At 66.1% G+C, this 11,155-nt stretch carries 11 protein-coding genes and 1 tRNA gene; 9 read left to right on the top strand and 3 right to left on the bottom strand.

Going from position 1 to position 11,155, the window contains the following annotated elements; all coding sequences use genetic code 11:
* Positions 1-126: 126 nt before the first annotated feature.
* Positions 127-417: a hypothetical protein gene (locus tag T8T98_RS02630; RefSeq protein ID WP_251104152.1), complete on the bottom strand. Its 291-nt coding sequence runs from the start codon at positions 415-417 to the stop codon at positions 127-129.
* Between T8T98_RS02630 and T8T98_RS02625 the strand changes: the two genes are divergently transcribed.
* Genes T8T98_RS02625 through T8T98_RS02615 form a run of 3 tightly spaced genes read left to right on the top strand, consistent with a single transcriptional unit; the run spans position 416 to position 3,182 of the window.
* Positions 416-1,069 (top strand): DUF3489 domain-containing protein, encoded by a 654-nt coding sequence (locus tag T8T98_RS02625; protein WP_251104153.1) that lies wholly within the window; start codon positions 416-418, stop codon positions 1,067-1,069. The two genes, T8T98_RS02630 and T8T98_RS02625, sit on opposite strands and share 2 nt — an antisense overlap.
* Entirely contained in the window at positions 1,069-1,497 is a 429-nt protein-coding gene (locus tag T8T98_RS02620; protein WP_251104154.1) for a DUF2924 domain-containing protein, read from the top strand. Before T8T98_RS02625 ends, T8T98_RS02620 begins: the two co-directional genes overlap by 1 nt.
* Entirely contained in the window at positions 1,494-3,182 is a 1,689-nt protein-coding gene (locus tag T8T98_RS02615; RefSeq protein ID WP_251104155.1) for a recombinase family protein, read from the top strand. Before T8T98_RS02620 ends, T8T98_RS02615 begins: the two co-directional genes overlap by 4 nt.
* A gap of 203 nt (positions 3,183-3,385) precedes the next feature.
* Here the strand turns inward: T8T98_RS02615 and T8T98_RS02610 are convergent.
* Positions 3,386-3,476: transfer RNA gene (locus T8T98_RS02610), tRNA-Ser, on the bottom strand.
* 261 nt (positions 3,477-3,737) lie between these two features.
* Here T8T98_RS02610 and T8T98_RS02605 point away from each other — a divergent pair.
* Entirely contained in the window at positions 3,738-5,042 is a 1,305-nt protein-coding gene (locus T8T98_RS02605) for a peptidylprolyl isomerase (RefSeq protein ID WP_251104156.1), read from the top strand.
* A 126-nt stretch (positions 5,043-5,168) separates the two neighbouring features.
* Here the strand turns inward: T8T98_RS02605 and T8T98_RS02600 are convergent, their stop codons facing one another.
* Positions 5,169-7,259, bottom strand: coding sequence for a RelA/SpoT family protein (locus T8T98_RS02600; protein WP_160732067.1), 2,091 nt, complete (start codon positions 7,257-7,259; stop codon positions 5,169-5,171).
* A 96-nt stretch (positions 7,260-7,355) separates the two neighbouring features.
* On the opposite strand from T8T98_RS02600, the gene T8T98_RS02595 reads away from it, so the two are divergent.
* The 5 genes from T8T98_RS02595 (at position 7,356) to T8T98_RS02575 (ending at position 10,644) form a co-directional block, all read left to right on the top strand.
* Complete coding sequence (locus tag T8T98_RS02595) at positions 7,356-7,583, top strand: AbrB/MazE/SpoVT family DNA-binding domain-containing protein (RefSeq protein ID WP_129522828.1); 228 nt, start codon at positions 7,356-7,358, stop codon at positions 7,581-7,583.
* 31 nt (positions 7,584-7,614) lie between these two features.
* The gene (locus T8T98_RS02590) at positions 7,615-7,977 is read left to right on the top strand and encodes a type II toxin-antitoxin system death-on-curing family toxin (RefSeq protein WP_407675065.1); all 363 of its coding nucleotides are present in this window, start codon (positions 7,615-7,617) and stop codon (positions 7,975-7,977) included.
* A gap of 95 nt (positions 7,978-8,072) precedes the next feature.
* On the top strand, positions 8,073-9,518 hold the full coding sequence (locus T8T98_RS02585; RefSeq protein WP_322295797.1) for a cytochrome ubiquinol oxidase subunit I: 1,446 nt from the start codon (positions 8,073-8,075) through the stop codon (positions 9,516-9,518).
* Entirely contained in the window at positions 9,518-10,513 is a 996-nt protein-coding gene (cydB, locus tag T8T98_RS02580) for a cytochrome d ubiquinol oxidase subunit II (protein WP_251104158.1), read from the top strand. The genes T8T98_RS02585 and cydB overlap by 1 nt, the downstream gene beginning before the upstream one ends.
* Positions 10,513-10,644: a DUF2474 domain-containing protein gene (locus tag T8T98_RS02575; protein ID WP_251104159.1), complete on the top strand. Its 132-nt coding sequence runs from the start codon at positions 10,513-10,515 to the stop codon at positions 10,642-10,644. The genes cydB and T8T98_RS02575 overlap by 1 nt, the downstream gene beginning before the upstream one ends.
* Positions 10,645-11,155 lie beyond the last annotated feature (511 nt).

Below are 11,155 nucleotides of genomic sequence, written 5' to 3'. Positions count from 1 at the left end.
GAACATCTGCTTTCGCGAGCGCCCTTTTCCGCATCTGATGGTCGACATTGTGGCACGTTGCTGAGGATGATATCGTTGGATTGGAACGGCAGCTTTTTTCGTTTTGCGCTCCAAAGACTGCGGTGGCTAAGCCGTCTCATCTCCATTTCCGACATCCTCAATCAATTCAGGGATTGCCGACGAGAGAATCTGTATCCTCGTGCCCAGCTCCCGAAGAGTTACCGCAGCGGCTTTCGCGTGGTCCGGTGACAAGCTTCTCGACTGTCCTTCGACCGCCAATACCGCCGCGTCCTCGGCGGCGACGGTGATGAGATAGAACAATCGACGGATAACCGCGTGGCGTGTTTCGGTGTCTTCGGACATGCGCCAACGAAGCCCTGGGCCATTGACGAAGTCCAGACGCAGCTTTCCCAGCATGTACGCAATTCCATTCGACTTCGCGGTCGAACGAAGCATTGCTGTCATCATGAATCGCGGCCGGCTGGACGGCCGCCGCCCCGACGGGTCGACCGGCGGGGCCGTGGGTGGTGGGAGCGACGCGGTGCCGCCTCCCGCACAGGAGACACCCACCATGACCATCAAGCTCAACGACCTGCAGCTCATTCTGCTCTCGACCGCCAGCAACCGGGAAGATGGTAATCTGCTGCCCGCGCCGGAGAGCGTCACCACCGATCCGGATCGCGTGAAGACGGCGATCGCCGCATTGGTTCGCCGGAAGTTGGCAATGAAATCGAACGATCACATCGTCATCACCGACGCGGGCCGGGCAGCGATCTGGGCAGATGAGGTAGCAATGCCAGAGTCGGCCGACAGTGCAACCGACATCAAGGATGGCAATACCGAGCCTCCTGCCGAACCGGCCTCCCCCTCGGCGCGGGCCGGAACCAAGGTGGCGCTGCTCATGGATCTGCTATCCCGGGAGGGCGGAGCAACGCTTGACAACCTGACCGGTGCTACCGGCTGGCTGCCGCACACAGTGCGCGCCACGCTCAGCGGCCTGCGGAAGAAGGGGCACACCATCGCCAGCGAGAAGGCGGGCGGGGTCCGCACGTGGCGGATCGTCGGTTGATGACGAAGCCGGGGGTTCTCGACGCGCGGCTGGAGGAGTTTGAGGCGATGAATCTCGAGCAGTTGCGTGACGCGTGGCGGAGGCAGCTTCGCACCACGCCACCCAGGGTCAGCGCCGGTCTGCTTCGGCTGGCGCTGGCTCATGCAGCCCAAGAAAAAGCATTAGGTGGGCTGCCAAACGCAACCCGGCGACGCCTGCGCGAGACCGCTAGCACCGGTCGGCCGTTGCCATCCATCCTGCCCGGCATGCGGCTGGCGCGGGTCTGGCAGGGAACAACCCACATCGTCACAATGGGGGAGGACGGCGTCATCCGCTGGAACGATCGGGAATGGCGCAGCCTCAGCCAAGTGGCCCGCGCCATCACCGGCACCAACTGGTCCGGCCCCGCTTTCTTCGGCTTCCGGGGCAAGCGAGGCGCCGCGTCATGAAGCCGGTGCGCTGTGCGATCTACACGCGCAAGTCGAGCGAGGAGGGTCTGGAGCAGGACTTCAACTCGCTCGACGCGCAGTTCGCCGCCTGCTCCGCTTACATCGCCAGTCAGGCGAGCGAGGGCTGGACGCTCATCAACGCGCGTTACGATGATGGCGGTATCTCGGGTGGCACGCTGGAGCGGCCGGCGCTCCAGCGGCTCCTCACCGACATTGCTGCCGGACGGATCGACATTGTCGTGGTCTACAAGGTTGACCGGCTGACGCGCTCGCTGCTCGATTTCGCGAAGCTGGTCGAGGCCTTCGACAAGGCAGGCACGAGCTTCGTGTCAGTCACCCAGTCGTTCAACACAACCACCAGCATGGGACGCCTCACGCTCAACATGCTGCTATCCTTCGCCCAGTTCGAGCGCGAGGTGACCGCCGAGCGCATCCGCGACAAACTCGCCGCCTCGAAGCAGCGGGGTATGTGGATGGGCGGCACACCGCCGCTCGGATATCGTCCGGATGGGCGCAGCCTCGCCATCGCCGAAGATCATGCCGGGATCATCCGTTCGATCTTCCGGACCTATCTCGACTTCGGCAACGTCCGGCTGCTGCAGGATCGGCTGGAGGTCGATGGCATCGTCAAGCCGAGGCGGACAACCAAGGCTGGCCGCCCTTACGGCGGCGGCCCGTTCAGCCGGGGTGAACTCTATGCCATCCTCGGCAACCCAATCTATATCGGCCGCATCCGGCACGGGAAGACTACCTATGCCGGCCTGCATCCGGCTATCATCGAACAGGAGGTGTGGGATGCGGTTCAGAAGCAGTTGAAGGAGAACGGCCGGGGAACACGATCGAGTCCCCGCGTTCGGCATCCCAGCATCCTCGCCGGCAAGCTGTTCGATGACCGTGATGAACCGCTGATCGCAGTCCACGCCAACAAGGGCAAGGTCCGCTATCGCTACTATGTCAGCCGATCGCTCCAGCACAACGGCGATGCCCGGAAGACCGGCGGCGTGCGTCTACCTGCCCGCGAGATCGAGACCCTGGTGATCGAACAGCTATGGCGTGCCGTCAGTGATCCAATCGCATTGGATGGCTTGTCGCCATCATCACCGGTTAGCCGGGATGTTTCGAGGCTGGTCGAAAAGGCGCGGGAGCTGGCCACACTGCTGCGCAACGGTCGGGGTGGCTTGGTCCAGACGCTGGTCGGAGACATTGTCGATCGTATCGAAATCACGCTTTCCGAAGTGCGTATTAGGTTGGACCCCATGGGCCTCAGCCGTCATCTCGGGATGACGATCGATACGCAATCGTCTGCGCTCCTCATTACCACGCCAGCGACTCTGAAGCGGTCAGGACGGGGCATGCGGATGATCCTCGAGACTGGCGAGGCAGCGACTAGCCGGGAGCCGGACGCCCGGCTGATCGGCGCCATCGCCAAGGCGTATCGCTGGTGGAACCGTCTTCTCGAACAACCGAATCTCACCATCACCGACCTTGCTCAATCCGAAGGCGTTACCTCATCCTACATGACTAGGGTCATCCGGCTTGCTTTCCTTGATCCGACGATCATCACCAGGATTGTCGAGGGCAAGGCGCCCGCCGGCATCGACACCAAGCGCCTGACCCAGGCCGATGCGATCTCGATCGCCTGGAGCGAACAGCGGCAAAAGCTCGGCTTTTCGTCCCGCCATTAAGCTCGGCGATCCGCCTGCGTTTGCTCCCTCCCCGCATAACCAATCCCGTACCACGCAAAGGCGCCGCTGAGAAAAGGCGCCGAAAAGCGCGGAAAGCGCTGGGCATGCCCGGCTCTCTCGGTGACGAGAGTGACCCGAAAAGCCGGCATTATCGGGCAATGGCACGCGATATTATCAAGCTATTACAATAGGTTAAATGTAGGTGGCGGAGCGGGTGGGATTCGAACCCACGATACGGGGTTACCGTATACACACTTTCCAGGCGTGCGCCTTCGACCACTCGGCCACCGCTCCGCATGCCCGACGGGCAGAGGCGGGCACCTAGCGGGCGAAAGGGGGCAAGGCAAGGCATGGCGCCTCCGGCTTGCGACGAGAGGTTGCCGGGCGCGGCCGCGGGCCATGCGCGCGGCGGAGAATCGTGGTAAGGGAATCGGCGACGGCGGCGCTGCGCGGATCGGCATTCCCGGCGAACGCCGCCGCAGAAGCCCCTTTCCGCCCCCGAAAACGCGTGGAAAGGGGCTTTTGCTTGGCCGCCGCCGCTGGCAAGCTCCCCCGATGAAGACCGCCGCCATCGCGCTGGGCGCCGCCGCGCTCGCACTCGCCCTTCCCGTCGCCGCGCAGGATGCCGCGCAGAACGGGGCAGAGCCGCCGCCCGGCCCGGGCGGGATCGTCGCCGCGGCCGACCCTGCCGAATGGATCGCGATCGCGCCCGAAGACCTGCTGGTGATGACGCTCGCCCCCGGGGCGGACGGGGCAGAGCGCAAGGTCGTGATCCAGCTCATGCCGCCGCCGTTCTCGCAAGGCTGGGTGGAGAATATCCGCACCCTCGCCCGCGCCGGCTGGTACGACGGGATCGCCGTCACCCGGGTGCAGGACAACTACGTCGTCCAGTGGGGCGATCCCCATGCGGAGGACGAAGCCAAGGCGAAGCCGCTGCCGGACGGGCTGCGGGTGATGGGGGCCCAGGAGTTCGAGGTCGACGGGTTGGTCGCGGATTTCCCACCCCCCGCCTATACTCCGACGGCGTTCACCGACCTGACGGGCGAAGAGCCGGACGAGGAACAGGACGAGGCCGATCAGGTATTCCAAGAGTTGACACAGGCTCTGGACAGGCGTGGTGCGATGGAGGCGGAACGAGCCGCAGCCGTCGACGCATCTCTTGCGGCCATGAGCGTTTCGCCCGATGGCCCGGGGTCCCCCCAGGAAAAGATCGCGATGATCTCCATCGAAACGACGTCGACGCCCCGGGCGCCCGAGGGCTGGCACCAGCGGGACAGCTACGCGCAGTGGACCGAAATCTGGCATGGTTGGCCGCTGGCGAATCGCTCGGTCGTGCAATGGTTCGACCACGAGGATAACGAAGTCCCCGATCCCATGCTTGCACGCCACGAAGCGAGGAAGCTCGGACTGTACCAGGTTGTCGAGGAATCCTGGTTCTGGCCCGTCCACTGTTACGGCATGGTCGGTGTCGGACGCGGGTACTCGCCCGATACCGGCTCGGGCGCCGAGCTTTACACCGTGATCGGCCATGCGCCGCGCCATCTCGACCGCAATATCGCGCTGGTCGGGCGGGTGGTCGAGGGAATCGAGCACCTTTCCAGCCTGCCGCGCGGGACCGGGCCGCTGGGCTTCTACGAAGACCCGGCGCAGCACGTCCCGATCCGCTCGATCCGCGTCGCGAGCGACCTGCCCGAAGCCGAGCGACCGCGCTTCGAATACCTGGCGAGCGAGAGCGAAACGTTCGCCCGCTATGCCGAGGCCCGGGCCAACCGGCGCGACCCGTTCTTCATCGTCCCCGCCGGCGGCGCCGACGTCTGCAACATTCCGGTGCCGGTCCGGCGGGTGGCGGAAGACGGCTGAAGCGCCGGCCCGCACCGGCCACCCAGGGTATACCCTGCCGTTGGCTGCCGGGTGGGGCTGCCGGGTGGGGGTGCCGGGTGGGGGTGCGGGCCGGCGCCGCTTCAGCCTTGCCGAAAACGCCTCTTTCTAGATCCGCTCCGCCTGGGCCACGGCGTCGCTGGCGCGCAGGGCGCTGAGGATGCGGGTCAGGTGGGCGAGGTCCTGCACCTCCAGGTCCAGCTCGTAGGACTGGAACGGCGTGTCGCGCTGCACCTGGTCGAGCGCGACGACATTGGCGAGGTTCTGCGCGAAGATCGCCGCCATGTCGGCCAGGGTGCCCGGCCGGTCGTAGAGGATGACCCTGAGCCGGCCGACCGCCCCGGCGGAGCGCCGGCCCCACGACAGGTCGAGCCAGTCGGCATCGATCCCGCTCGCCAGTTCGAAACAGTCGATCGCGTGGACTTCCACCCCCTCCCCCGGCTTGCGCAGGCCGACGATGCGGTCGCCCGGGATCGGGTGGCAGCAGGTGGCGAGGTGGAAGCCGACCCCCGGGGTCAGCCCGCGGATCGAGATCGCGCGCTCGCGCTTCGGCCAGCCGGCATCCTCTGCCATTTCGGCGGTGCAGCCGGGCACGAGGGCTTCCATCACCTCGCGATCGTCGAGCTTGGCCGAACCGATCGCGTACATCAGGTCTTCCTCGTCCTCCAGCTCCAGCCGGGCGACCGCGTCGCGGATCGCCTTCTTGCCGATCTTGGCCGGGACGCGGGCGGCGATCTCGTCGAACAGCTTGCTGCCGATTTCCGCCACTTCGGCGCGTTCCTTCAGCCGCACCGCGCGACGGACCGCGGCGCGCGCCTTGCCGGTGACGACGAAGCCGAGCCAGGAAAGCTGCGGTTCGGCGTTCTTGCCCTTGATGATTTCCACCACGTCGCCGTTTTCCAGCTGCGTGCGCAGCGGCATGTGGCGGCCGTTGATCTTCGCGCCGACCGTCTGCGCGCCGAGGTCGGTGTGGACCGCGAAGGCAAAATCGACCGCGGTCGCGCCGATCGGCAGCTGGAACAGCGCGCCCTTGGGCGTGAAGGCGAAGATGCGATCCTGGTAGATCGCCATGCGCGTGTGTTCGAGCAGCTCCTCCGCATCGTGGCTGGCATCGACGATCTCGATCAGGTCGCGCAGCCAGCCCACCTGCCCGTCGGGGCGGTCGCCCTGCTTGTAGGCCCAGTGCGCGGCCAGGCCGAACTCGTTGGTGCGGTGCATCGCGCGGGTGCGGATCTGCACTTCGACCCGCATCGAGTTTTCATAGATCAGCGAGGTGTGGATCGAACGGTAACCGTTGGTCTTGGGGGTGGAGATATAGTCCTTGAACTTGCCCGGGATGAACTGCCACGTCGTGTGCAGCACGCCCATCGCGGCGTAGCAATCGGCCTCGCTCTCGCAGATCACGCGGAAGGCCATGATGTCGCTGACCTGTTCGAACGGCAGGTGCCGCTCCGCCATCTTGCGCCAGATCGAATAGGGGTGCTTCTCGCGGCCCGAAACCTCGACCTGCAGCCCGGCTTCGGCCAGCGCCTGCTTGATCGTCAGCGCGATCGCATCGACCTGCCCCCCGCCCTCCCGGCGGATCTGTTCGAGCCGGCCGGTGATCGTGCGATAGGCCTCCGGCTCGAGCTGCTCGAACGCCAGCAGCTGCATCTCGCGCATGTATTCGTACATCCCGACCCGCTCCGCCAGCGGGGCGTAGATATCCATCGTCTCGCGCGCGATGCGGCGGCGTTTTTCAGGGCTCTTGATGAAATGGAGCGTGCGCATGTTGTGCAGCCGGTCGCCCAGCTTGACCAGCAGGACGCGGATGTCCTCGCTCATCGCCAGCAGGAACTTGCGCAGGTTTTCCGCCGCGCGCTCGTTCTCGGGCATGGCCTCGATCTTCGAAAGCTTGGTCACCCCGTCGACCAGCCGCGCGACTTCCTGGCCGAAGTTCGCCTCGATATCGTCGATCGTCGCCAGCGTGTCCTCGACCGTGTCGTGCAGCAGCGCGGTGACGATCGTTTCCTGGTCGAGCTGCAGGTCGGTCATCAGCCCGGCGACTTCGACCGGGTGGCTGAAATAGGGATCGCCGCTGGCGCGTTTCTGCGTCCCGTGTTTCTGCACGGTATAGACATAGGCGCGGTTGAGCAGCGCCTCGTCGGCGTCGGGGTCGTATTCCTTGACCCGTTCCACAAGTTCGTACTGGCGCAGCATCGCGCCAACGATGTGAGGATTACGCGGGTCGCCGCAAGTGTTTTCGTGTGAGCGCAGTGGATTGCGATTCCGGGCGACAGGCGTTATAACACCGGTATGAACGCGACGCTCAAGATCACCCGCATCGGCAATTCCGCCGGAATCATCCTGCCGAAGGAGGTGCTCGCGCATCTCGAGGCGGAAATCGGTGCCGATGTTGCGGTTGTGACCACGCCTCGCGGCATTGAACTGAGCCGGCCAGACGACGATTTCGAAACGCAAATGGCAACTGCGCGCGAAGTGATGATGCGGCGCAAGCGCGCGCTTCGCGAACTCGCAAAATAGGCTGATGGCAGGTCAACCGACGTGGGTTGCGATGGCTGTCGCGCAGGCTGCACACGCTGAGCAACTTGCAGAGCACGGCGGCGGTGAAGGAGTGCGCGACCTTCAGTTGCTCGAAAGCGCAATGGCTCGGCCGCGAAACCTCGCTACTTACGGCCAACCCGATATCGCAGCTCTAGCGGCAGCCTATGCCTATGGAATTGCGCGCAACCATCCGTTCGTCGACGGGGACAAGAGAACGGCAGCGGTCGTAAGCGAAACCTTTCTCGCTCTGAATGGGTATGCGCTCAATGCGACCGATGCGGAACTCGTAGTCGCATTTCTCGCACTTGCAGCAGGCGAACTCGCCGAGGAAGAATTGGCGGACTGGTTCCGAGAGCGGGTGGTCACCGGCTGAACGTCGCCTTCTGCAAAGTTGCACCGCGCGCAACCGTTGTTTCCCGGAAGCGCGATATACGCCGCCGGCTATCTTCGCTATGTCTTCCAGCCGCGATGTTGCAGGAACTCGACGCCATCCTCCTCGCGAGGATCCAGTTCGCCTTCACGGTGAGTTTCCACTTCATTTTCCCGGCCTTCTCGATCGGGCTCGCGAGCTATCTCGCGGTGCTGGAAGGGCTGTGGCTGAAGACCGGCGAGCAGCGATACCACGACCTGTTCAAATACTGGGTGAAGATCTTCGCGGTCGCCTTCGCGATGGGCGTCGTCTCGGGCATCGTCATGTCCTACCAGTTCGGCACCAACTGGGCGGTCTTTTCCGACAAGGCCGGGCCGGTGATCGGGCCGCTGATGGCCTACGAGGTGCTGACCGCATTCTTCCTCGAGGCCGGGTTCCTCGGCGTCATGCTGTTCGGGATGGAGAAAGTGGGGCGCAAGCTGCACTTCGCCGCGACCTGCATGGTCGCGCTGGGCACGTTCATCTCCGCCTTCTGGATCCTCAGCGTCAATTCGTGGATGCACACCCCGACCGGCTTCGTGATGGGCGACAACGGGCAGTTCCTGCCGGGCGAGAGCTGGTGGGACATCGTGTTCAACCCCAGCTTCCCCTATCGCCTGGTGCACACGGTGATCGCCGCCTACCTCACCACCGCGTTTGCCGTGGGCGGGGTCGGCGCCTGGCACCTGCTGAAGGACCGCACCAACGCCCATGCCCGGACGATGTTCTCGATGGCGATGTGGATGGCCGCGCTGGTCGCGCCGGTGCAGATCTTTGCCGGCGACATGCACGGGCTGAACACGCTGGAGCACCAGCCGGCCAAGGTCATGGCGATGGAGGGGCATTACCGGAGCCACCCCGAGGGCGCGCCGCTGATCCTGTTCGGCATTCCCGACAGCGAGGCGGAAACGGTCCGCTACGCGATCGAGATACCCAAGGCATCCTCGCTGATCCTCAAGCACGACCTCGACGCGCCGCTCGCCGGGCTCGACACGATTCCCGAGGAAGACCGGCCCCCGGTGGGGATCGTGTTCTGGTCGTTCCGGGTCATGGTCGGGATCGGCTTCGCCATGCTGGGCATCGGGCTGTGGAGCCTGATCGCGCGCTGGCGGGGCAGGCTCTACGACTGGCGCTGGCTCCACCGCGGCGCGCTGGCGATGGCGCCTTCGGGCTTCGTCGCGGTGCTCGCCGGGTGGATCACGACGGAGGTCGGGCGCCAACCCTGGACCGTCTACGGCCTGCTGCGCACCGCCGACAGCGCCAGCCCGCTCGACGCGCCGGCGGTGGCGACGTCGCTGGTCGCTTTCGTCGTCGTCTATTTCGCGGTCTTCGGCGCGGGGACCTGGTACATCCTGAAACTGATGGCGAAATCGCCGCACCCGGGCGAACGCGGGGTCAAGATCGGCGAGCGCGGGCCGATCCGCACCGCCGGCATTACCCCCGGGCCGACGCAGAACCCGGGCGATCCCGACAGCCTGCCGCGCAACCGGAAGGAGGCCGAGTGATGGACCTGCCGCTGATCTGGGCCTTCATTATCGCCTTCGCCGTCTTCGCCTATGTCGTGATGGACGGGTTCGACCTCGGCATCGGCGTGCTCTTCCCCGGCTTCGCGGTCGGGGAGGAACGCGACAGCGCGATGAACTCGATCGCGCCGGTGTGGGACGGGAACGAGACCTGGCTGGTCCTGGGCGGCGGCGGCCTGTTCGCCGCCTTCCCGCTCGCCTATGCGGTCGTCCTGCCGGCGACGTACCCGCTGATCATCGCCATGCTGCTGGGCCTGGTCTTCCGGGGCGTCGCGTTCGAGTTCCGCTGGCGCGACCCGGCGCACCGCGCGTTCTGGGACCTTGCCTTCACCGGCGGCTCGCTGCTCGCCGCGATGACGCAGGGGATGATCCTCGGCGCGCTGCTCCAGGGGATCGAGATCGACGGGCGCAATTATGCCGGGAGCTGGTGGAACTGGCTGACGCCCTATACCCTGCTGACCGGGCTGGGCACGGTGGCCGGCTATGCCCTGCTCGGCAGCACCTGGCTGGTATGGAAGCTGGAAGGCCCGGCGCAGGACCATGCCCGGCGCATGGCCTTTCGCGCCGCGATCGCGACCCTTGCCATGCTCGCCGCGGTCAGCCTCTATACCGTCTTCCTCGACGCGCAGTATTTCGACCGCTGGTTCTCGATGCCCAGCGTGCTGTTCGCGGCCAATGTCCCGCTGCTGACCGCGATCATCGCCTTCCTGCTGTTCCGCGGGCTGGCGAAGGGGTGGGAAGTCGCGCCCTTCTGGCTCAGCCTGGGATTGTTCCTGCTCGGCATGGCGGGGCTCGGCCTGTCGATGTATCCCTATATCGTGCCCGACCAGATCACGATCTGGGACGCCGCCGCGCCCGACAGCAGCCAGGCCTTCATGCTGGTGGGCGTGGCGATCACCCTGCCGCTGATCCTGGCCTATACCGGCTGGGCCTACTGGGTCTTCCGCGGCAAGGTCGGGCACGAGGGATATCATTGATGGATGACCCGGGGCGCGAGGCGGAGCGGCGGCCGCTGTGGCAGCGGCTGGCCTGGCTCGCGGCGATCTGGATCGCCAGCGTCGCCGTGCTGGGCGCGGTCGCCTGGGTGCTGAGGTTGTGGATCGCCTGATCCGGGAACCTGCTTGGCCGGTCGGCGGGCGAAGCGCGGGAGCGCGGCCACACCCCGTCCTCCGGCGGCGAACCCGGATCGATCACGCCTGGCACTCGGATCGCGCGGCCGGTGCGACACGCCAGGGGCGTGTACGCGCGGGGCGGGCGGTTGGCGGTATTGTCTTCGCGAGCGACCGACGGGCGCGCAAGCCGGCGTGAGGTGCGCCGGCCCGGCCCGCTTGCCTCCCCGCCGCCACGGCCGGAGGCCCGGTTCGATCCTGCGGTCCCGGGCGGGCGGGCAAGAGCGGCCAGGACTCGCCAGAAGTCCGCCCTCGCCCCGTGGCTGATCGGCCACGCCAGCGGGCGATGCAGGCTGCCCCCGGGGCCGGCCCGCTTCGATGCAGGCCGGCATGGGTGGGCAGGACGCGCACCGCCATCATCCCTGTCCCGGCTTCCGGCGGAAGGGAGCGAGCTTCCGGCTCCTGTGCAGGTACGCACCCGCAGCCGATTTGCGTCGCACGCCAGCCGCA

Source organism: Pelagerythrobacter marinus, from assembly GCF_034375205.1.
Taxonomy (GTDB): domain Bacteria; phylum Pseudomonadota; class Alphaproteobacteria; order Sphingomonadales; family Sphingomonadaceae; genus Pelagerythrobacter; species Pelagerythrobacter marinus.
Note: the sequence above shows the minus strand (reverse complement) of the source record. Positions and strands in the feature narration are given on the sequence as shown.

What these genes read in the sequence shown, in the direction of transcription:
- T8T98_RS02625 (WP_251104153.1), top strand. Translation starts at nt 416, where the DNA reads ATGTACGCAATTCCATTCGACTTCGCGGTCGAACGAAGCATTGCTGTC.
- T8T98_RS02630 (WP_251104152.1), bottom strand. Translation starts at nt 417, where the DNA reads ATGCTGGGAAAGCTGCGTCTGGACTTCGTCAATGGCCCAGGGCTTCGT.
- T8T98_RS02620 (WP_251104154.1), top strand. Translation starts at nt 1,069, where the DNA reads ATGACGAAGCCGGGGGTTCTCGACGCGCGGCTGGAGGAGTTTGAGGCG.
- T8T98_RS02615 (WP_251104155.1), top strand. Translation starts at nt 1,494, where the DNA reads ATGAAGCCGGTGCGCTGTGCGATCTACACGCGCAAGTCGAGCGAGGAG.
- T8T98_RS02605 (WP_251104156.1), top strand. Translation starts at nt 3,738, where the DNA reads ATGAAGACCGCCGCCATCGCGCTGGGCGCCGCCGCGCTCGCACTCGCC.
- T8T98_RS02600 (WP_160732067.1), bottom strand. Translation starts at nt 7,259, where the DNA reads ATGCTGCGCCAGTACGAACTTGTGGAACGGGTCAAGGAATACGACCCC.
- T8T98_RS02595 (WP_129522828.1), top strand. Translation starts at nt 7,356, where the DNA reads ATGAACGCGACGCTCAAGATCACCCGCATCGGCAATTCCGCCGGAATC.
- T8T98_RS02590 (WP_407675065.1), top strand. Translation starts at nt 7,615, where the DNA reads ATGGCTGTCGCGCAGGCTGCACACGCTGAGCAACTTGCAGAGCACGGC.
- T8T98_RS02585 (WP_322295797.1), top strand. Translation starts at nt 8,073, where the DNA reads ATGTTGCAGGAACTCGACGCCATCCTCCTCGCGAGGATCCAGTTCGCC.
- cydB (WP_251104158.1), top strand. Translation starts at nt 9,518, where the DNA reads ATGGACCTGCCGCTGATCTGGGCCTTCATTATCGCCTTCGCCGTCTTC.
- T8T98_RS02575 (WP_251104159.1), top strand. Translation starts at nt 10,513, where the DNA reads ATGGATGACCCGGGGCGCGAGGCGGAGCGGCGGCCGCTGTGGCAGCGG.